This window comes from Salipaludibacillus agaradhaerens, assembly GCF_002019735.1.
GTDB lineage: Bacteria > Bacillota > Bacilli > Bacillales > Salisediminibacteriaceae > Salipaludibacillus > Salipaludibacillus agaradhaerens.
In genome coordinates this window covers 1,977,977-1,998,391 of record NZ_KV917378.1, presented here as the reverse complement: position 1 = coordinate 1,998,391, position 20,415 = coordinate 1,977,977, and the positions used below count along the sequence as shown (strand labels likewise).

The window sequence follows — 20,415 nt, the reverse complement described above, 5'->3', positions numbered from 1 at the left end:
GAGGAGAGCTAAAACGCTATTTAGACGAGAGAATAACGGGCGCTAATGTCCTAATTGAAGGGGCGTTTTATAGCAAGAAAAGGAAGGGGTTTAACATGACATCACATAAGACTACTAGATTAGGAGAAGAAACTAAAAAAGGGACGATCGGAATATTGGCAGCACGATCGCACAAAGCGCTGAAGGGGAAGTTAAATCATCTAAATGATTTAGCAGCGTCCTTTATGAGTATTAAGGTGATGGCTTTTTCTTTACAAGGCGTTAAAAAACAAGACATGCTGATTAGCGGCTATGTGTATAGTCCCTCTGAAAGGAAGTGGACATGGTCCACCTCACCTATGCCACGAGCAGTTATTAATCGGATGACGTTAAAACATCAGTGGCAGAACTACTTCAAACGGACACTTGGTTCTAATATGATTAACAATATGACGTTTAATAAATGGGAGATGTATGAATGGCTTTCAGATTCCCCTTATTTCGCGACATTTTTGCCTCTTACATGGTTAATGAGAGGGCCAACGGATATTATTCATTTTGTAACCCTTTATAAACAATGCTATATCAAACCTGTTAACGGGAGTTATGGTAAAGGTATTTTTAAAGTATCTAGGGACGAGAAGGGTTATAAAATAGAGAATATGAATACGCATAACATGAAAAAGGCGACTTCATATATAAATGAGCAGGGCCTCATCGCGTATGTTACACAACACTGTAAAAATAAAACATTTATTCTGCAGCATGTAATTGACTTATATGTGGCAGATCGGCCTGTTGATTTCAGGCTTATTCTTGTTAAAGATGCATCATCTCAGTGGCGAGATGTAGGATTGCTAGCTAGAAAAGGGAAAAGACATGAAATAGTCAGTCACACAGGAATAGTGAAAAATGGGTATTCAGCGCTACGAAATATCATGACACTCACTCGCCACGAGGCGATGAAATTAAATCAGCAAATGAGTGAAGTGGGTTTAGCGGTAGCTAAAGAAATGGAGACATTCGGAGGTCCAGAATGTAATTTGGGGAATTTAGGCATCGATTTTGGAATTGATAAAGACCAACGTCTTTTTGTGATCGAAATAAATCATCGAAACCCGCGACATCGTATGGCATTGGATGCTGGTGAGTGGGCGATTTATAAAGAAGCAAACGCCTTGTTAGCAGACTATGCCACAAGGATTGCGGTAGATGATTAAATATACTATTTCTAACAAAAAGGCAAAGCCCCTCATTTTATAGTCTAAGTAGGCTCTACCTCTCTTTCATATAGTATGACTAGAAACGAAAAAGGAGGGAAGCGATGTTAAGAAAAAAGAACAATAGAGCCAACTAGTATAAAGGGAAAAGAAGGCGGCGTAATCTTTATAGTATAAATGCTTTATCAAGAGATTTATCACAGATAAATCTCTTGATTAACTCAACTACCAATCAGTGGGAGAAGAACGAAATCCCCCGCTGATTGAAGGTTCATTTTATGCCGCTGTCGTTTTGGACAAGAATGACACAAGCCGAGTCAATCTGTTTTCTGTCTAACCTCTTAAAGCGTATTACCGCGATGGAGGATTGGAAGGAGGAATCATCATGAACATTAAAACGATTAAAACGGAAGAAGTCGATAAATTGTATCTTCCGAAGACAATCACCATCTCAAAGCCTGAATTAATAGCACTAGAGAAAGTGACTTTCCACTTTGGTTCTCGGAAAAAAGAATTAGCTCTCGAATTTCTAGACGAGTTGAGCCAAAATGAGATGGGATTATCACACAATGTGAAAGACAAGATGGGCATTCCTGATATATGCTTTGAACTGACGATCATGGGTGATCAAATAAGGATAGGCCCAGTTATATTGTATTTAGTATCAAAGAGGCTCATTACACGTTTAGAAATCTTGAAAGAGCGGATTGAGAAGTCAGTTTCCTTTGATGGTTTAATTTTACTCAGCACTGTGGACGGAATTAATACAGACGCAGACCAAATTGAAGGCTATTATTTTCAACCTAGTACAAATACGGAAGACGCTCAGTGGAAAGAAGGAGTCTTTCCGTATCCCGATGCTATATTTAAAAGAGTTGTTACCTCGGAAGAAATGACTGAGCATTTGTACGACAAGACAAATGGTCGTATCTTTAATTCTCATTATTTTAATAAATGGGACATGTGGGAGTGGTTAGCCCCTGATTCCTTTATAAGGAGGCATCTTCCTTATACGCAAGCTCTTACGTCATTAGATGATATTTATCAGATGCTTGATGTGTATGAGTGTGTATATTTAAAGCCTAAAAGTGGGTCTGGTGGTAAAGGAATTATACAAATGAAAAAGGGGCAAAAGGGAACGTACGAACTGACGTCGCAAAAAAAGGGATTATATCAGATTGAACAATTAGAAAACGACCCGATAATTGATAAAATAATAAGAAATAAAGAGGATTATATGATTCAGCAGGACGTTGGTTATCTGCATGATACGAGAAATGTGGATTTTCGTATTTACATGCAAAAAAATGAAACGCAAGAATGGACATGTACTGGATTAATTGCTAGGTTTGGAAAACCAGGAAGTGTCACAACTAATTTGCGTAATCTTGACTATTTACTAGAAGGAAAAGAGGCATTTAGAAAGCTTTTCAATAACAGTGAACACGATCTTAATCAGCTAGAGAAAAAAGTGAAAAATATATGCTCATATGCATGTGAACTCCTTGATCAGCATGGTTGCTTTGGCGATATCGCAATAGATTTCATTTTGGATAATAGTGGACATGTTTGGATTTTAGAAATGAATAAACGATATGGCTATAAAAGTTTTTCAATTATTGAAGATTCATTACTTTATAGAAAAATTATAAGAAAACCATTTATGTACGCAAGTTCACTTGCAGGCTTTCATGTGAAAGATAAACGTAAACTAAAAAAAAAGAAGCAAGATCAATTGTTTATCAACACGATGATAAAGTTATTAAATAATGAACCAAATGTTAAGCCTATCGTATCAGATTCATGCGAACTTGTGATGTTTGGGAAAGAAATTGTTCATTATCAAAAAAGTCATCACAAATCGAAAGAGAAAAGAACCGAGTCTATCCATTAAAGAGCATCAAAACTGATTCTTTTAGAATGTATAAGAGTTAAAGGTGAGAGAGTGAAGGATAGGAAAAGCTGCCCGCATTGATAGCGGGCAGTATTCAACAGTAGTAGCACATACTTACGAGATAGCGATTAATCCTTTGAGTGACGCTCACCAACTTGGAAATCGTCAGCATGCTTAAACATGTATTCCACCGTAACAGGCGCTTGTCCTGTTAGTTTTTTAAAATCGTCAGTGAAGAGGTCCATTTTTCCTAAACGAATGGCTTGGGCAAAGGTTACCATCCCCTCTGATGAAAAGGGGGCCTCTGAACCTTCTTTAAATTTGCCATCTGTCGTTCTAGGAACCCCCATGGCATCAAATATTGCATAATTTTCTTCATCGGTAATTTCTTGATAAGCGACGTTGTTCCCTGTTACCTTGTTACCGATTGAAACAAAATCAGACATTGTCATTAACTCAGGTCCATTTATATTTAAAATAGCACTCTTATAATCTGTTGATGTTAGAGCATGAGCCACCGCTTTAGCACAATCTTTCCGAGATATATAGGCCATTTTTCCATCGCCTTGACTATTTTTTAATACGCCGTCTCCTTTTACATACGTGAAATAATTCGTAATCATCGCTTCAGCATATTGAGAGTTGCGAAGGAAAATAAAATCTAATCCTACACTGTTAATATAATCCTCCGTATAGTTGTGATCTATTTTTTCAACACTTGGATTTGTTTCATCCGCCGCATTGACGAGTGATGTATAAATGATTTGTTTGACACCTGCTTCTTTTGCAGCATCTACGACGTTTCGGTGAGCACGTTGGCGTTTTAAACCTACAAATGGCATAGAAATTAATGCCAATTTCTCAGCACCGGCAAACGCGTTTACAAGACCATCTGATGTATTAAAATCTGTTACATGTGTTTCAATGCCTTGTTCGGCGTACTCTTTTAGCGCTTCAGGATTGTAGCTGCAAAAAATAACCTGATCGTGCTCGACTAACTTTAACAAATAGTTTGCTGCTTGCTTTCCTAGATTCCCATCAATACCTGTAAGTAGTAATTTTCCCATCGTTAACACTCCCTCTTTAGAATTAATGACAACTTTATATTATGTGAAATAATGAGCAAAGTCTAACGCGAAAACCGTATGGGCTATTGGGAAAACCAATGACGTAGTTGCTCAATAAAAGGTTGTATTGCTGGATTCATATTATCCTTTAAATATGCTATTTCTATTTTATATGTGTGACAAGAATCTTTTAGTGGGATTAATTGAACTTCCTCTTTCGGATAAGCTAGTCGATAATTCTCTGGAAAAAAACCAATTAAATTCTCAGTGATGATATGAAATAATTCTGTTTCTACATCATCTACCGTGCAAACAATATTCGGCTCATAACCATCCTCTATAGCGTTTTGAATCATGAGGTAATAGGAGTTTCCAATTGCTGTGGCGTTTAACATGACGAGCGGAAACGCATAGAGTTCTTCTTTTGTAATAGCGTCACGATTGAACAACGGGTGTTGGTGGCTTACGACGGCACAGTACTTTCCTCTATATAAGGAATGCGTTTGTATACCGTCTTTTTCTTTAAACTCTGAATCAACAGCAATCGCTACATCATACAGGCCTTTCTGCAAGAATTCAGAGATATTCTTTAACATTACTTTTGATAATTCCAGACGAATGTGTGGATTTGTTTCTTTAAATGTAGGAATCAACGGTAATAGCTGTTGAATATCAGTGAATGCTGAATATTCTAAGCTTAAAAAGTGATCTTGATGAAAATTGATCATTTTCGTCTTCATATGACTGTATTGCTTCCAAAGTACGAGTGCCTCTCCATAAAAAAGCCATCCAGCTTTTGTAGGCTCAATAGGGATCTGTTTTCGGTTAATTAATTGCACATCAAATTCTTTTTCTAATGAGGCCACTTGTTGGCTTATAGTCGTTTGCGACACAAAATTTTTCTTTGCTGTCTCAGTAAAATTTCGACATTCAACGAGATCAATAAAATATTTAATCTTTTCAATATTCATGTTGACCCCCTATCACTTTTTAATAGTATAATTGTCTACCGCTCTATGGAAAGTTGCGACCACGTCATAGTTTCTTTTATATTATTTTACCGAAAAACAGGCTAAAGATTAGCTTTAAATTTAACTTTTACGTAACAGTTTGGTTAATGTAAAGTAGGGGACTGCGATTTTCTGGCTGCTTTCAGAGTTAGTCTCGTTTGAGAGTTCACTATTATTAGAAGAGGATGAGTGACATGCCATTAGAAATATAAGTAGTAGTATTACCTCTATATAGGTGATAATAGCCAGTTACCGATAAGAGAACGGACATTTGTCTTTTTTTGTTAGGAGGTCATCATATGACGAACATACAAATGACACAAAGAGACTTATAGCAGATAACCTTAGTATGATAAGTTTTTACGATAGAATTGTTGATAGCTATATCGTTGTATTTTCAATATATTAAGGCATTGGATGTGATCATTGCTACAAGTGTCATTTTAAAAAAGAGGGATATAAATAATAAAGGAAGAGTTATCTTGTAAAATATAAAATACTAGGTGACTAGCATAATTATCGATGATAGTAGACTGTTACCGTTTCTATTAAACTGATTAAACCATACATTATCTCAACACGTATAAAGGAGTTGATGAAAGTGTATGGTTTTTCTATGGTGAAAACGATGAGGACACATGCAAGAAAATTAGATAAATCTTGTAGAGATTACGTGATGACGATGTACAAACCATTTAGACGAACACCGTGTTTTTTGCATAAACCGTTAGAAAGGTTTTTGAAGAGAGTAACCAAGCTATCAGTGATTATACAATTTGAGAATAAGTGCCTTCATGAAGGGTGTAAAGAATTTGACGCCATTGTGAAAAAGTATGGGAGATGTAAACGGAAGAGAACATTCTCCAGTATATCTTGTTGTAGTGCCACTATTACACCGCAAGCGTTAGAAGATCTCCTTTCTTCATGTCATTCTCTAAAAAAGATCTTCTTAAATAGAGAGGTAGCCGCATTTTTGGACACTGCTGTAGAAGCTAGTCATGCTCAACAAATCGTGCGTCAGGGTAATGACGTGACAGGTGAGGGAGTCAACATTGCAATCATTGATACGGGTGTGTATCCACATGAAGACCTGAACGGAAGAATAACGGGATTCGTGGACTTCATTAATAATCGAACTGATCCTTATGATGATAATGGACATGGTACCCATTGCGCAGGTGATGCAGCAGGCGATGGAAGCGCTTCTGGCGGCTTATATAAAGGCTCTGCTCCAAGAGCTAACATTATTGGGATTAAAGCGCTTGATAAAAACGGGGCCGGGTCTTTAGCCACAATCATCGAAGGGGTGCAATGGTGTCTTGATTATAATGAAAGCAATACAGATGATCCTATTCATATCATAAGCATGTCGCTAGGTGCGGCAGCGCAGCAATTTGAGAATGAAACAGATGACCCGATGGTACAAATCGTTAATGAGGCGTGGCATGCCGGAATTGTCGTCGTAGCCGCAGCCGGTAACTCTGGTCCTGAACCGACTACAATTGCTAGCCCAGGAATTAGCAGAACCATTTTAACAGTCGGAGCGTTAGATGATCGTGACACAGCCGATCGAACAGATGATGATGTGGCAGACTTTTCAAGCAGAGGACCAACAATCTATGGCATCGAAAAGCCAGATATTCTTGCTCCAGGAGTGGATATTACATCATTGAGATCACCAAACTCAAGTCTAGCAAAATCTCAAAAAGGAGATGAATCAGCTGATTATATCACGTTATCTGGTACGTCAATGGCAACACCGATTTGTGCAGGTATTATTGCACTAATGATTGAAGTTAACCCAGATCTCACGCCGGATGAGGTTAAAGAAAAGATTAAAAATGGGGTGGATTTGTGGGACGATAGAGACCCAAATATTTACGGTGCTGGTTATATCAATGGTGAGATGGCGGTGCCAGACAGCTAAATTAGGGATCAAACCTGTGTTAATCATTTAGTGATACAGTGATGGTCACTGAGAAAGGGAACGGCCTTTTCTCAGTGACCGGTTTATTACGTAGAAATCACACCTAGGTTCTGTATGTCATGCTCTCACATACATAGTAAGCTCATCAGGTGAACCATACTTCTTCATTCATCCATGTATGCAATCTTTAAAGAAGATTTTAAATTCTACATGTATCTATATAATACATAGGCGCACAAGCAAGAAGGACCTTTTTATCAAACCAAATAATAGGTGAAAAAAAAGTTTAATTGTTAATGAAAAATGGAATGAGTAGACTAACAAGCTAAAATTTATAAAGGAGGTCATCACATGAGTGTACTTCAAAAAATTGCGTTAGTTATTGTGATTATTGGTGCAGTGAACTGGGGGCTAATCGGCTTTTTTGGATTTGACCTCGTAGCGGCTATGTTTGGAGGACAGGGAGCAATTGTTTCGCGAGTGATCTATGCTATTGTTGGTTTAGCAGGTTTATACAGCATCTCGCTTTTTACAACTGAAGGTGCTATGGAAAGAAGTCCTCAAACACAGTACAATAACTAAGAAAAGTGTTTGAGTGAATCTCATATGTAAGTAACACTTATGACAGAGTTAAGGCCTTCCAATAGCTTTAAAGCTACTGGGAGGCCTTTTTAAGTAAAAAATGATCACCTAAATCTCTCCTAGTTCTAGAAGATGTACAAAAAATGCGTTTAAATCTTTTAATTAGTGGAAGGAAGAAAAATGGAATCGCAAAGAAAATAATCATAAGGGAGGGAGGAGTATGCCAGATACATTTGATGATAAAAACTACTTGGGAATAAAGATGGGGAAATTTAAGCTCTATTTTAGAAAAAGGTATCGTCTTATTACGACGGTAAACGATTTATTAATCGGAATATTATTCGTGGCTGGAAGTTGCTTTAATTTTTTTTCAACGACAGAGATAGTTGGAATGGTTTGCTACTTAGGTGGAAGCTTGTTTTTAGCCAGTCGCCCGATCTTAAGAATAATGCATACTACGGCGTTAAGAAATGAGATGAAAGAGTCAGAGAATTATAATCCGAACAAAGCTGAACGTCAATGATAATAGCAGTTCAAACATAGTGATATTCATTCTCAATAATGAGAGAATGAAAGGGAGTTATGAGTGTAGAATTAATGCATTTCCTATGGGAAGGTTCGCTATGAATGGTGTTAGCAACAACATATAGCACAGACAAGCGCTTGTCTGTGCTATATTGTTAAGTTATGTTTTATCACTTATTGCTTTAATTCTTTTGATCATAAGCTAGGATGAAATCTTCGAGAACATGCTGATAGTCTTTAACAGAATCCATGTAAACCATTTCGTTATCTCCGTGCCAATCGTGCCCCACTGGACCGCATTCTACAGAGGCTCCCCCATACTTAGTAAAAAACTGTCCGTCGTTTGAACCGTGTTGTCCGTAAATATTCACTTGTTCTAGCTGAGTTTTTCGTTTAATGGCGTCAGCAAGAACTTGAACGAAAGGGTTGTCTTCTTTCGTTGTGACCGGCTGGTTACAAATATGGATTGTGACTGTACCATCAGTAATCTTCTCGATTTGTTCAAAAATAGCAGAAGGAGACTGGTGTGGCAAATATCTAATATCAAGTGACATGTGGCACTTTTCGGGCACTTTATTATAGACAGTCCCTCCATTTAGCTTTGCGAGGTTGATAGAGGGCTTATCAAACATCGGCGGTGCCGTTTCTTGAGCAAATGGAAGTTGAAAAATTTCTTCGTATAAATTATAAGCTTTACTTATGGCGTTATTTCCTTCCCAAGGGCGGCTGCCGTGAGCGGGTTTTCCTCGTATGGTAAAATCAAGCTGTAGGACACCCTTAGATTGAATAGCAATCCCCATATTAGTCGGTTCGCCACAAATAATAAAATCACCTAAATAGCCTTGTTCAGTTAAATATTTTGTGCCGTTTACACCCCCAGTTTCTTCATCAGGCACAATTTGCAGCATAATTGATGTAGAAAGAGACTGGTCTTTTAATTTTGCTACAGTTTCCATCATCGTTGCCACGCCTGCCTTCATATCAACGGCTCCGCGCCCGTACATTTTTCCATCAAGAACGTAAGGGTGGAACTGTTGATCTTCTGCCTCAATCACATCCACGTGGCCATTTAATACAATGGTTTCCTCACCTTTACCAATTTGGCAAACAAGCATGTGGTAACCATTATTTTTAATTTTTTTGACTTCAAGCCCACGATTTTCGAGCCAACGCTGACAGTAAGCAACCGCTTCATTAGCGCCTGCTTTTGTAGAACTATCAATCTTAATTAATTCTTTTAATAAGGTGATAGATTCACCCATCGTATCTCCTCCCAAGGTATCTGCCGTTAAAATTGTTCTTTGTAAATGTCTATTAAATGCAAATTTATTGTGCTGTTGCGGTATATTTCCCTTTTTTCTTATCTATTTGAACGACGGTATCATGTCGAGCCAATTCAGTGTGTGAATTTTGAGTGAGCCATTCTTTTTTGAGCTCATGACCTGCTGTGATAGCAATAATTGCCGCAGGAATATCAGCTCCCGCTCGGTGAGAAAAGGCATACCCACCTCCGAAACGAGGGTTTATATCAATGACATAATAATGGGAACCGTCATAATAAACATCAGTGTTAATATAACCGGCGTGGCCAAGATTTTTGCCCAACCTTTCGGCAATACCTAATAATTCAGGATCGTTAACCGTAACACATCGATCCACATCTCCACCTCGCATATCCAATTGCTTGCGAATAAATGATGTAACAAAATGGCCATTTAAATCGTTGAATATATCCACACTGAATTTTTCACCTTCCACCACCTCTTGAATAATCACATTATCCTCAGCCTTTTTATAAGTGGCGTTATCTAGTGGTGTTGCTTTTATCGTTTGTACAGCATGTTGGTAAGCAAATTTCATTTCTTCAATGCTATTCACGAATTCAATGGCTATTGAGGCTGACCCGTTACGAGGTTTCACGATTAAAGGAAATGACACATCATTATTTTCTATAGCTTCAATAGCTTCTTCAACGTGGTTGTAAGAGCGAGGTGCTTTAACATCAAAGGATTCCAACAGCTCACGATACTTGCCTTTATCTCTCACTTTATCGACTATAGGAATATCTGGTGTAAAAACAGAGACACCTAGACGTTGAAGTTCCCTTTTATGGGCAGATAATTTTGGAACTTCCCAATCGTTTAGAGGTACAAGGCACCTAACCTTATGGCGTTTACAAATCTCAAAAATAGCCGCCATATATTGTTCATCTGTTTGATGGGGAATGATGTAACTTTCATCTCCAACTTGAAGTGAAGGTGCATTGTCCTCTGGATCAGCTACAATTACTTTCCCAGTTATATTGGCATTTTTTAAAGCTTGTTGGAAGAACCCAACAAAATCTATTCTTCTAGCAGTCGATGTCAATAATATGTTCATAGATTATCCTCTCCTTGTTATTTGATCTTTAAAATGTGTTACTAATCGCTATACCCATTGCTAACATTGTTAAGCAATATAACAAAAAATTAGGTTTTAGGGGCTAGTTTTTCTTGTATGTGATGGTGGTGAGGGGAGGAATTAACTGTTAATTTATCACAGATAAGCGTCCGTAAAACTCCGTCTCAAAATAGAGAAGATAGGTAAATCTATTTAAGCGGGAGATAACGGACGATAATGTGCTAATTAACTCAACTACCACTGATTGAAGGTGCGTTTTATAACATGGATTGCCATCAATCATTGAAGCACAATAGTCACATGTACATATCGCGTAAAGTAGCCGATAACTAAACTAGAAGGTTGGTTAATCATGTTAATTAAGAGGAGGCTCTCCATGAACATTATGAACAACGCCATTCAGTTAGCTGAAGGTTTCCATTCCTTGCTTGGTGAAGATACCATGCTCGGTATAACAGATAGAGAGGCATTTATTTATTATTTGCCATCAGCAAAAGTAGACTTTGGGTTAAAAAAAGGAACCCCTATTTCTCCAGATGATCCTAATTTAAAAGCAGCACTTGCAGGAAGAAATGGGTCTGTTATTATACCAGCAGATGTTTATGGTATGTCAGTACATGCAAAATCATTTCCAATTAAAAATGAAGAAGGCCATGTGGTCGGTGCATTTGCTATAGCGACACCATTAGACAACCAAGAGAAAATGGACGCCTATATGAAAGACATCCATCACATTATTGAAGGCTTGCAAAATAGTGTTCATGTGGTAGCGGCCCATTCTCAGGAGTTAGCCGCCTCAAGTGAAGAAATCTCAACCCAGGCGAAGCAATCACTTGATTTATCTGTTAGAACAGAAAGTGAAACGAGCCAAATTAAAAGTATTCAAGAACAAACAAATATTTTAGGATTAAACGCGTCAATAGAAGCGGCCCGAGCAGGTGAAGCAGGAGCTGGCTTTTCCGTAGTAGCTAAAGAAGTAAGAAAGCTATCCGGTCAGACGACTGAAGTCACCACGACTATAAGCAATTCTTTAGGTGATATAACGAAGACGATGAACAACTTATCAGAAAATGTGGAGCAAATTAAAAGTGCTTCAGCCGAACAAGCAGAGTTAGTGACAGAGTTCAGTGATTTAATTGATAGGTTAAACACTATAAGCACAGAAATGAAAGGGTTTATGGAAAAAGTAATAAAATAAAGAAATAAGTACAGGGTAACTTAGCTCAAAAGGCGGACGATATTAAAATCGTTCGTTTTTTTGTTGTGAGGCCTTCTATGATAAAAGGACATGGTGACACCCTAATTCCTGAAATCGATTTCGTTTTTCGATTCTGTCTTATTGTATCGTTGCCATTAGTCAAACATATAGTGGTATTAACCAGCAATAACACAAAGTTAATTGATGAACACCTGCCTGGATGCAAGTTGACATCGCATAAGAGCTTTGAAGGTGAGGGGGACGATTGATGGTTAAAGTGATAAGTTTAATTGAAGCAGTTAGCAAAATTCATGACGGTGACACACTTATGGTCGGTGGTTTTATGACGAATGGTTCGCCAGAGAATCTTATAGATACACTTGTGGAGAGGAATATTCAGAACTTGACGCTTATTTGTAATGATACAGGATTTATCAATAAAGGGATTGGTAAGCTTGTTTGCAATCAGCAACTAACAAAGATTATCACATCTCATATAGGAACGAATAAAGAGACCGGGCGGCAAATGATGGCTGGAGAAACCGAGGTGACACTCGTTCCGCAGGGGACGTTAGCAGAGCAGATTCGAGCCGCTGGATTTGGTTTAGGAGGTGTTTTAACACCGACAGGAATCGGGACACGTGTTGAAGACAATAAGCAGACTCTCACACTAGATGGCAAGAAATATTTAGTAGAACGGCCTCTTAAGGCAGATATCGCACTACTTTATGCGTCAAAAGTAGATCGATTTGGCAATATTATTTATTATGGTTCCACTAATAACTTTAATGATGTCATGGCGAGTGCCGCAACGGTCACGATCGTAGAGGCAGAGGAAATCGTGGAGGTTGGGGAAATCGCTCCTCATGAAGTGATGACACCTGGTATCTTTGTGGATTATATCGTACGAGGAGGTGGAGCCGATCATGACGAAAGAACAGAAACAACTTTTAATAGCTAAACGTGTGGCTAAAGAATTGCCGGAGGGATCTCTCGTTAATTTAGGAATTGGACTTCCGACGAAAGTTACCGCTTTTATACCTGAAAATAAACATGTCATGTTACAATCGGAAAACGGTTTTGTCGGGTTAGGGCCTGTTCCCATTGATAGAAGTGACGAGACACATGTTGTCAACGCAGGAGGTCAGCCTGCTAGCATATTAAAGGGAGGAAGCTGTTTTAATAGTGCCACATCATTCGGGATTATTAGAGGTGGTCATGTGGATGTCACCGTACTAGGCGCTCTCCAAGCGGATGAAAAGGGAGACATCGCAAGCTATATGATACCTGGTAAAATGGTCCCTGGTATGGGGGGCGCGATGGACTTGCTCACCGGGGCGAAAAAAGTGATCGTTGCTACCGAACACACTGTCAAGGGACAACCGAAAATTCTCAAGCGATGCACGTTGCCATTAACAGCTAGTGGTGAGGTAGACATGATTGTGACGGAAATGGCAGTTATCAAAGTCACACCACAAGGTCTTATTGTAACGGAAATAAATGCCGATTATACTTTTGCTGATGTTCAAAATGCGACAGAAGCTAAACTTCATGAGGGAGATGAGATGAGGACGATGGTGTTTGAAGAGAAGTAACATGAAGAGATAAATCAGAAGCTTAAATTTGATTTGCCATTAACTCGCGTAGGCGGGTTTTTTTAATCACAGATAGCCGCCCTTAAAGCTTCCTGTGCAAAATAGACAAGGTGAGTGACATCTATATAGGCTGGAGCTAAGGGCCGCTAAAGTCCTGATTGAAGGTTCGTTTTATGGCAAAAATGAATTAGATAGTGATTGTTTGATAGCGTGAGCGGTCGGGGATGGTTAACGCAAACTTCTCAAGGTGACCTATGTTTTAAAAAGTTTCCATACGATATTTGAGCTTACTTTCTCTGTTTCACTCATTTGGATGAGTGAGTCTAAAGACCTATAAATGAAAAACATCTCTAAAAGGTAATAAAAAAACAGATCATTTCTCCTATTTATACCAAAAGACGCTTCAATTACCATTAATAAATAGAGTATATGACATAAAATTCAATCTTTTTAGTTTTTATGACGGTAAAAGTTAAATGAAGACACAATGTAAAAGGGAGTCATTCGTCGTGAGTAGAGAGAAGCAATTACTGGCAGGAGAGGTGACACATTTTTTCCTAAATACACCAAATCAAGAGGGTGTTTGTCTGTCAATTCATTTTGGCACAGGGTATGGAAACCGACTTATTTCCATTGATAATAACATGCGTTGGATAGGAAGCGGAAGTTCTAATATTTTGATTAATAGTTTGAAAAATAAGATAAAAAGTCTTTATCCGAGCATTGAGTGTCATGTTGACGTGACGATGGATACGGCGACATTAACCTTGAAGATGACGGTTCTTGAGTTTAAAGAAAATGTTGAAAGTCTATTATCTTTATTACTTTCTAAAGAGATCACAGCAGAAGAATTTGAGGAACAAAAAGCCTTGTCTTATGAGCGATTCACGACACATTTACAAAATGTCACGTTCAGAAGCTTAATGGATATTCAACAATATGCTATCCCAAATAGAACGTATAGTACTGATTTAATTAAACAAGACCTTTTAGATGTCTCCTATGAAGACATCATCTTATTATCAAACACATTATTCAAGCCTATTAATACGGTGTTGGTCATCTGTGGTAATGATACGCACGAACTAAGTCAAGCTATAAACGCAAAAAGCTTAACGTTTGAACAGGAAGATGCTACAAGTGCTTATCATGTTTATAAGCAAAACGTCTACGAAGATGAAATCATAACAAAAACTCACACTAATAAGCAAGGCGCTGTTGGTACATTATGCTTTAGGAATCAACCTGGGGCATGGTCATTAGAAGAGGAAGACATGTACTTATTGATTATCAGTGACTTATTGGTCGAAAAGGACGCTTCAGTCCATGTGGCAAAAGATTACGCAAGTATCGTTTATAGTGGTTATGAGTCGGTTGACATGAAAAAGAAACTATTAGAATGTGTTCATTGTAATGAAAGTCAATTTACCAAAGCGGTTGAGAACGTTCAACTAAAGTTAAGATATCTTGTTGAAAAAAGTCCAGAAGTTTTCGGTAGGCTGTTTGGCCAGCACGCTATACAAGGCAAAAACTTAAGCCAGTTACTAAACCCTCCTAAGAAAGTGAATTTTACTAATTTTATTAACTACATCAATCAAATGGCACCACAAGTGAGGGAAACTAAAATCGTCTATTTAGAAGGGGTTAAATAATGGGAGAAATATTAGTCAATCCACAACTCGTTGACCAGTTAAATGACGGGATGTCAACGTCTATTACAAATTTACAAGACTCAGCCACACTAAAAAGTACGGATATGGAAAACACAGTGTTGGATAGTATTGCAAAATATCAAACAATTCTTGCAGAATTTGAAGAAGTACTGGCATTATATGTTCAACTCATGGAGAAAGATATTACAACGATTAATACGGTAAAAAACACGTTAATTGAAGAAGATAATCGTTTAGCTGACTGGAGAATTTTCACAAAATAATAGAGAGGTACATGTTGAATGAAAACACTATCTAATAGAGACATATCTAACTTAAGTAAACACGTAGAAACATATGAAGAAAAAGTGTTAGAAGGCTTGTATGAACATTACAGAACTGTTTTATCTTTTATTAATGGCAATTCTATGCGAGGTGAAGCAGGAGAAGCCACTGTCACTTATTTGAACAATGTACATCTCTATTTAATTAACAAATTTATGAATGTTATATCAGAGTTAGCTTCTGATATGAAACATATAGAAGAAGCATTTTTAGCTTATGAAACATCTAATTACGGTATTGTGAATTCTTCTTTAGTAAATAGCAAACAGACAGAAATTAAACAAATTTTTAATCAATTTGATACACTTGATAACGAATTAAATACGTTGACGAGCGAAATTAACTATATTCCAGGGGTTTCTTCTCTGAAGAGCAGTGTTCTCATTAATGAATTTAATAAAACATTTGATAAAATGGATGAAATTGTTGATAATTTAGAAGAGAAAGATTTAAATCTGACTAATCACTTAGAAAGTTTAAGTGCGCGCGTGCAAGAACTTAAAACAGCCATAAAGGATGTAGAAGCTCATTTTAAAACTGATGGCGGATTTTCTAGCGAAAAAGTTTCTAATATTGAGTCTTCTAGCTGGTATACGCAAGAGAAGAATGATGTTTTTGCAGACTTGTATCGTGATTCGCCATTTGTAGTTGATGAAGTTAAAGAGACGGCTTACACACAAGAAGTTGGTTTTGTTACAGATTTTGGGACGAATGTAAGCGGTGTGTATGTCGCTGACCGAGGCTATTCTGTTAACGGTGATATGACTAATTTTACTGCCACTGGACATTTTAGCGGACTAGAAGCGAAAAGTGAATTTACAGGAGATTATATTAATAGTACGACTTCAGCTAAAGTATTATATGGTGATGGAGAGTTATCATTTAAAAATGGCGTGAATATGGAGGCAAATGTTGGTGTAGCACAAGCTCATACAGATTTTATGGTAGGTTGGGATGACTGGAATGTACATGCGTCAGGAGATGCGGGCGTATTGACAGCAGAAGGAAAATTTCAAGCCGATACAGGAGGATTAGCACTAAAAGGGGAGGCTGCGCTCTATTATGTAGAAGCTAAAGGAGGCGTGACTTTAGCCAATACTGATATAGATGTAGGGATAAGTCATGGAAAAGTCGGAGGTGGCTTGGGGCTTACTTGGGATAAAGTCGAAATTGAAATTCATGGATGGATAGTAGGAGGTTCTTTAAGTATAGATTTTCCTTGGTGATAGCTCATAGATGAGGGGAGAAAAGCCAATAATGGATATTAAAAAATATAAAAAAGTCGCGCTTTTATCACTAATTATTAATTTTGCTAGCCTTTTTAATGTTGTGTTAGGACTCTGGTCTTTTATCATGCTTTTGTTTGCATTCTTTATACATAATAATATTAAGCACGCATCAAGGACCCAAAAAGATAAAAAACGTCTAGGTGTTGGACAGACTTTCATGGTAGGGGTATTGATCTTTCTAAGTACGGGACAGACATTCATTGGTATCGTTGCGGTAGCTTCCGCTATGCATACATATACTTTTTTAGCTACCTATCAAGTTATATTGATCTTACTAGCAGTAATAGGCGCAGTGATTTATTATTATTTCTGTATCAACCTCTTTAAAGAGGCATTGAGAGTTGCGAAACAAAAGGAAGTAAATGCATGAAAATAAAGTATCTTTTTGCTGTTTGTATATTCAGTCTCTTGATCAATTTTATTAGTGTCTATAATATATTCATAGGCATCGCGTCTATTTTTCCTCTGCTTATCTTGTTTAACATTAATTTGTTCGTAAAATTAGTCGATAATGCGAATGCTGTTCCAGAAGAGAAACGGCATTTCTTCCAACGGAATATGGCGCATATTGGCAAGGAAAAATCATCTCGAGTCATGAATACATTCGGTTTAATCACAGGCCTAGTTTTGACCTATCTAGGCAGTGCTTTGTTTACTTATACGACATTCTCGCAACGGGCTTCATTACAAGACTATATCGTAGCGAATATCCCGTGGGCACCACTTACATATCTTCTTAGTTTAGCTGGTTTTGCTTTATTTAGTTTATCACTGATATTAGTGACTGCTAATGTGCTGTCGTTAAGAAGGAAGCATCAAATCTTTCAAGGATAGGAATCACCGTCGTAAGAGGAGGAAAGTAAATGGAAACGAGTCAACTTCGAGCGGAATATTCGAGCAAACAGTCCCAACTGTTAGCCTGTCAGGCGGAACACATAACACTTGAAGAAGAATTGGAATTTGTCCGGCAGAAAAAAACGGAACTTCAAACGTTAAAAAATGATGTGATTCAAAATAGAGTGAATGCACTAACTGTTAATTCGTCTATTGATTTTTTGGAATGGGTAGGCAGCAATTATGCCACATTCGCAGAAACCTATGTTGATCGTTTATGTCATGAAAAGTATACTAATTATATTAAAGAGATAGATGACAACTTAGATGCACTCGTTGATGAAGAGAGAAGGTTGGAAAATAAATTACTTGAAAATGATGGCCTAATTGGAAAGCTGAGACAAGGACTTAATTGGCTTAGTGCTGAGATAGAAAAGCTGATAAATTAAAGACGAAAGGACGTCTATCCGTGCATAAGATTGAATTAGTTTTACCTAAAGCACATCAAGACATTCCCATTACACCTGATGTAAAAAGGGAGTTAACAGATGTGCAGCGAGAGTTGAACGATAAAAGTGATCGATTTGCTGATGGAAAAGTACACTTCATTATTTCTAAAGGCTTTTACAAGCATGAGAAAAAATTATTAAGGGTGGCTTCTGTCATTGTTAATAAAACAAATAAAGATATTCAGGGTTTAAAGATGAATTTAACTTTTAAATTAAAAAATCATCCTTCAGCTACCTTTCCAACGATGAAAGGCTTTTTAGATAAAGATTTTTTAGGTTTAATCAAACATGATCAAGCCTTTATTTTGCACCTTGAAGTTCCTTCAGAGGACTTAGGAAACGAGGATCTTGTGTTTCAGCCCCATGAAATGGCAGGGAAAGTGGAGAATTTGGAATATCAATTTCTTAAATAATATTATTTTAATAACCGAATGAACAAGCGAACAATGCTAAATATTTTTAATTGTTTAAAAGAGGATTGAAGTGAAAGGCCGCGACTCTCAGAGAATAGCGAGTCATAGGTCAGTAGTGGAGGTTTAATGTTTGAGTCGGCTTTTACAGGTGTATATTTATGGAGATTGGTTCAACTAAGTAACCTATATAAAAGGAGCTTGTAATGAAAAAAATTTCGATTCCATTAGCATTAATAACCTTATTACTTATAACTGGCTGTAACTCTTCCGTAAGCTCTGGAGAAGATAACAATGACGAAATGAAGGAGTTAACGCTAGAAATGGCAGGACAGGGCTCCCCGCGCGCACTTGTTGAATTAACGAGTTTTATTGAAGAGACCCCTGAATTAGGAACGGCTAACGATGTGAGCTTTCATTCATTTGATATTTATGAAGATTTTGGTGAAGGCACTCAACTTGTATTTTTAATTGTTAATCGACTGCCTTTTAACCTTCAAGATATTTCATTCTCTTTAACGATGGGGGACGGTACAGACGAGAAGAAGGTCTGGGACCAACATCACGTAGTTCTTTCTAAGGAGGATATTGGCACCCTTGAATCCAACCATGCTATTCCTTTTGGCTTAGCGTTAACGGAAGAAATGGAAGAGACATTGAGGAGTATAAATACTGGCCAATTTGTGATAGAAATAGATGATTTTCAGTACGAAAGTGTAGAGTAGAAGAGCAAATAATAGAGTATTGAATGAATGAGGTCTGTGTCTTGTTTTAAAGGCACAGATCTTTTTTATGACAGATAAGTCCTGATTGATTTAACTACCAATCAGTTGTAGAAGAATGAAAACTTCCACTGAAAAAATTCGTTTTATGGTTTCAAACTTATGAAAAAACCCATCAAATTTTTCCAAACGTAAGAGTAAAACGATCCTCCTTGAGCGATATATTTACAAGGAAACCAACATTGTGTTTATAAAAAAACTTCAATTAAAGTAGTTATAAGTTCAATCCCAATTATAGTAAACTATAGGTAATAGCTTTTTATCACATATAAACGTCCGTCAAACTCTTCGCTCAAAATAGAGAGCAAAGCTATTTAGGCGGGAGTTAACGGACGCTAATGTCCTGATTAAATCAACTATCACTCAGTGGGAGAAGATCGAAAACGCCCATTGATTGAAAGGGCGTTTTAAGTGGATTAACTGTACTAAGAAGGATTTATAGCTCTAGTGGCCGACGTTGATTTTTTTCATCCAGATGTCTAAACATTTTAAAGTAGTGAAGGTCGCTCGTAAGAATGGTGAGGAGGAATGTTGTATGTCTCACAGAACAAAAAAAGCGTTAGCCTTTTCTTTAAAAAAATTTTTGGAGCAAACGACTTTAGAGAAAATGACTGTTAAAGATATTGTGAAGGAGTGTGGCGTAAATCGCCAAACCTTTTATTACCATTTTCACGATATTTATGAATTATTAGAGTGGTTATTTCGTACGGAGGTAACCGAAGTCATTGATAATAAAAACACATATGAAACATGGCAGCAAGGTTTCTTACGAGTTCTAAACTATATAGAAACTAACAAAAAGGTCGTGATGAACACATACCATTCATTGGAGCGTGAACATTTAGAAGAGTATCTGTATCGCTTTGTTTACACTCTTATGATCGATGTTATTAACGAGCAAGCAAAAGGAATACGTGTCACAGAAGAGAATAAACAATTTATTGCTGACTTTTACAAATATGCTTTTGTTGGAATTGTCATAGAATGGATAGGCGAAGGTATGCAAGAATGTCCAGAAATGATAAGTGACAATTTAAGTAAGTTAGTTGAGGGTGATATCACTAAAGCACTGTTATATTTACAAAAATAGTTATAGAGTAAGCTTTTAAACAGCCATTTTATAATGAAGGACACCCCTCGTTTGTCATTCTCCACTTCAGACAAGCTATTTATCTTTTATACACATCATTACTTCAT

The 20,415-nt window shown here is 37.3% G+C and carries 21 protein-coding genes; 17 read left to right on the top strand and 4 right to left on the bottom strand.

Going from position 1 to position 20,415, the window contains the following annotated elements; genetic code table 11:
- Positions 1–95 precede the first annotated feature (95 nt).
- Complete coding sequence (locus BK581_RS09435) at positions 96–1,199, top strand: YheC/YheD family protein (RefSeq protein ID WP_078577938.1); 1,104 nt, start codon at positions 96–98, stop codon at positions 1,197–1,199.
- 385 nt (positions 1,200–1,584) lie between these two features.
- Complete coding sequence (locus tag BK581_RS09430; RefSeq protein ID WP_078577937.1) at positions 1,585–3,093, top strand: YheC/YheD family endospore coat-associated protein; 1,509 nt, start codon at positions 1,585–1,587, stop codon at positions 3,091–3,093.
- Between the two features lie 128 nt (positions 3,094–3,221).
- Here BK581_RS09430 and BK581_RS09425 read toward each other — a convergent pair whose 3' ends face one another.
- Complete coding sequence (locus BK581_RS09425) at positions 3,222–4,160, bottom strand: NmrA family NAD(P)-binding protein (protein ID WP_078577936.1); 939 nt, start codon at positions 4,158–4,160, stop codon at positions 3,222–3,224.
- 83 nt (positions 4,161–4,243) lie between these two features.
- On the bottom strand, positions 4,244–5,131 hold the full coding sequence (locus BK581_RS09420; protein ID WP_078577935.1) for a LysR family transcriptional regulator: 888 nt from the start codon (positions 5,129–5,131) through the stop codon (positions 4,244–4,246).
- A 640-nt stretch (positions 5,132–5,771) separates the two neighbouring features.
- Between BK581_RS09420 and BK581_RS09415 the strand changes: the two genes are divergently transcribed.
- From BK581_RS09415 to BK581_RS09405, 3 genes are all read left to right on the top strand, one after another.
- The gene (locus BK581_RS09415) at positions 5,772–7,097 is read left to right on the top strand and encodes a S8 family peptidase (protein ID WP_078577934.1); all 1,326 of its coding nucleotides are present in this window, start codon (positions 5,772–5,774) and stop codon (positions 7,095–7,097) included.
- Between the two features lie 351 nt (positions 7,098–7,448).
- Positions 7,449–7,679 carry a DUF378 domain-containing protein gene (locus BK581_RS09410; RefSeq protein WP_078577933.1) on the top strand — a complete coding sequence of 77 codons (231 nt, stop codon included), beginning with the start codon at positions 7,449–7,451 and terminating at the stop codon, positions 7,677–7,679.
- 220 nt (positions 7,680–7,899) lie between these two features.
- Complete coding sequence (locus BK581_RS09405) at positions 7,900–8,202, top strand: YrhK family protein (protein WP_078577932.1); 303 nt, start codon at positions 7,900–7,902, stop codon at positions 8,200–8,202.
- Positions 8,203–8,386: 184 nt separating this feature from the next.
- On the opposite strand, the gene BK581_RS09400 is transcribed toward BK581_RS09405, so the two are convergent.
- Together BK581_RS09400 and BK581_RS09395 are read right to left on the bottom strand one after the other, a co-directional pair.
- A complete protein-coding gene (locus BK581_RS09400; protein ID WP_078577931.1) occupies positions 8,387–9,466 on the bottom strand; it encodes a M20 family metallopeptidase in 1,080 nt (359 codons plus the stop codon).
- Between the two features lie 64 nt (positions 9,467–9,530).
- Positions 9,531–10,583, bottom strand: a complete 1,053-nt coding sequence (locus BK581_RS09395; protein ID WP_078577930.1) for an ATP-grasp domain-containing protein — start codon at positions 10,581–10,583, stop codon at positions 9,531–9,533.
- 397 nt (positions 10,584–10,980) lie between these two features.
- Here BK581_RS09395 and BK581_RS20445 point away from each other — a divergent pair, with 397 nt between their 5' ends.
- The 12 genes from BK581_RS20445 to BK581_RS09330 all read left to right on the top strand — a co-directional run bounded on the left by BK581_RS20445 (position 10,981) and on the right by BK581_RS09330 (position 20,308).
- The gene (locus BK581_RS20445; RefSeq protein WP_078577929.1) at positions 10,981–11,802 is read left to right on the top strand and encodes a methyl-accepting chemotaxis protein; all 822 of its coding nucleotides are present in this window, start codon (positions 10,981–10,983) and stop codon (positions 11,800–11,802) included.
- Between the two features lie 268 nt (positions 11,803–12,070).
- A complete protein-coding gene (locus BK581_RS09380; RefSeq protein WP_078577927.1) occupies positions 12,071–12,763 on the top strand; it encodes a CoA transferase subunit A in 693 nt (230 codons plus the stop codon).
- Entirely contained in the window at positions 12,729–13,397 is a 669-nt protein-coding gene (locus BK581_RS09375; protein WP_078577926.1) for a 3-oxoacid CoA-transferase subunit B, read from the top strand. The genes BK581_RS09380 and BK581_RS09375 overlap by 35 nt, the downstream gene beginning before the upstream one ends.
- A 509-nt stretch (positions 13,398–13,906) precedes the next feature.
- Positions 13,907–15,049, top strand: coding sequence for a hypothetical protein (locus BK581_RS09370; protein WP_078577925.1), 1,143 nt, complete (start codon positions 13,907–13,909; stop codon positions 15,047–15,049).
- Entirely contained in the window at positions 15,049–15,333 is a 285-nt protein-coding gene (locus BK581_RS09365; protein ID WP_078577924.1) for a TIGR04197 family type VII secretion effector, read from the top strand. Before BK581_RS09370 ends, BK581_RS09365 begins: the two co-directional genes overlap by 1 nt.
- A gap of 18 nt (positions 15,334–15,351) precedes the next feature.
- Entirely contained in the window at positions 15,352–16,620 is a 1,269-nt protein-coding gene (locus tag BK581_RS09360; RefSeq protein ID WP_078577923.1) for a T7SS effector LXG polymorphic toxin, read from the top strand.
- Between the two features lie 31 nt (positions 16,621–16,651).
- Positions 16,652–17,053: a hypothetical protein gene (locus BK581_RS09355; RefSeq protein WP_078577922.1), complete on the top strand. Its 402-nt coding sequence runs from the start codon at positions 16,652–16,654 to the stop codon at positions 17,051–17,053.
- Positions 17,050–17,517: a hypothetical protein gene (locus tag BK581_RS09350; RefSeq protein WP_078577921.1), complete on the top strand. Its 468-nt coding sequence runs from the start codon at positions 17,050–17,052 to the stop codon at positions 17,515–17,517. The genes BK581_RS09355 and BK581_RS09350 overlap by 4 nt, the downstream gene beginning before the upstream one ends.
- A gap of 29 nt (positions 17,518–17,546) precedes the next feature.
- Entirely contained in the window at positions 17,547–17,966 is a 420-nt protein-coding gene (locus BK581_RS09345) for a DUF5082 family protein (protein WP_078577920.1), read from the top strand.
- A 20-nt stretch (positions 17,967–17,986) separates the two neighbouring features.
- Positions 17,987–18,439: a hypothetical protein gene (locus tag BK581_RS09340; protein WP_078577919.1), complete on the top strand. Its 453-nt coding sequence runs from the start codon at positions 17,987–17,989 to the stop codon at positions 18,437–18,439.
- 203 nt (positions 18,440–18,642) lie between these two features.
- Positions 18,643–19,161: a hypothetical protein gene (locus BK581_RS09335; RefSeq protein ID WP_078577918.1), complete on the top strand. Its 519-nt coding sequence runs from the start codon at positions 18,643–18,645 to the stop codon at positions 19,159–19,161.
- 592 nt (positions 19,162–19,753) lie between these two features.
- Complete coding sequence (locus tag BK581_RS09330) at positions 19,754–20,308, top strand: TetR/AcrR family transcriptional regulator (RefSeq protein ID WP_078577917.1); 555 nt, start codon at positions 19,754–19,756, stop codon at positions 20,306–20,308.
- Positions 20,309–20,415 lie beyond the last annotated feature (107 nt).

What these genes read in the sequence shown, in the direction of transcription:
- BK581_RS09375 (WP_078577926.1), top strand. Translation starts at nt 12,729, where the DNA reads ATGACGAAAGAACAGAAACAACTTTTAATAGCTAAACGTGTGGCTAAA.
- BK581_RS20445 (WP_078577929.1), top strand. Translation starts at nt 10,981, where the DNA reads ATGAACATTATGAACAACGCCATTCAGTTAGCTGAAGGTTTCCATTCC.
- BK581_RS09430 (WP_078577937.1), top strand. Translation starts at nt 1,585, where the DNA reads ATGAACATTAAAACGATTAAAACGGAAGAAGTCGATAAATTGTATCTT.
- BK581_RS09345 (WP_078577920.1), top strand. Translation starts at nt 17,547, where the DNA reads ATGGAAACGAGTCAACTTCGAGCGGAATATTCGAGCAAACAGTCCCAA.
- BK581_RS09405 (WP_078577932.1), top strand. Translation starts at nt 7,900, where the DNA reads ATGCCAGATACATTTGATGATAAAAACTACTTGGGAATAAAGATGGGG.
- BK581_RS09350 (WP_078577921.1), top strand. Translation starts at nt 17,050, where the DNA reads ATGAAAATAAAGTATCTTTTTGCTGTTTGTATATTCAGTCTCTTGATC.
- BK581_RS09400 (WP_078577931.1), bottom strand. Translation starts at nt 9,466, where the DNA reads ATGGGTGAATCTATCACCTTATTAAAAGAATTAATTAAGATTGATAGT.
- BK581_RS09435 (WP_078577938.1), top strand. Translation starts at nt 96, where the DNA reads ATGACATCACATAAGACTACTAGATTAGGAGAAGAAACTAAAAAAGGG.
- BK581_RS09410 (WP_078577933.1), top strand. Translation starts at nt 7,449, where the DNA reads ATGAGTGTACTTCAAAAAATTGCGTTAGTTATTGTGATTATTGGTGCA.
- BK581_RS09365 (WP_078577924.1), top strand. Translation starts at nt 15,049, where the DNA reads ATGGGAGAAATATTAGTCAATCCACAACTCGTTGACCAGTTAAATGAC.
- BK581_RS09335 (WP_078577918.1), top strand. Translation starts at nt 18,643, where the DNA reads ATGAAAAAAATTTCGATTCCATTAGCATTAATAACCTTATTACTTATA.
- BK581_RS09380 (WP_078577927.1), top strand. Translation starts at nt 12,071, where the DNA reads ATGGTTAAAGTGATAAGTTTAATTGAAGCAGTTAGCAAAATTCATGAC.
- BK581_RS09395 (WP_078577930.1), bottom strand. Translation starts at nt 10,583, where the DNA reads ATGAACATATTATTGACATCGACTGCTAGAAGAATAGATTTTGTTGGG.
- BK581_RS09355 (WP_078577922.1), top strand. Translation starts at nt 16,652, where the DNA reads ATGGATATTAAAAAATATAAAAAAGTCGCGCTTTTATCACTAATTATT.
- BK581_RS09425 (WP_078577936.1), bottom strand. Translation starts at nt 4,160, where the DNA reads ATGGGAAAATTACTACTTACAGGTATTGATGGGAATCTAGGAAAGCAA.
- BK581_RS09330 (WP_078577917.1), top strand. Translation starts at nt 19,754, where the DNA reads ATGTCTCACAGAACAAAAAAAGCGTTAGCCTTTTCTTTAAAAAAATTT.
- BK581_RS09420 (WP_078577935.1), bottom strand. Translation starts at nt 5,131, where the DNA reads ATGAATATTGAAAAGATTAAATATTTTATTGATCTCGTTGAATGTCGA.
- BK581_RS09360 (WP_078577923.1), top strand. Translation starts at nt 15,352, where the DNA reads ATGAAAACACTATCTAATAGAGACATATCTAACTTAAGTAAACACGTA.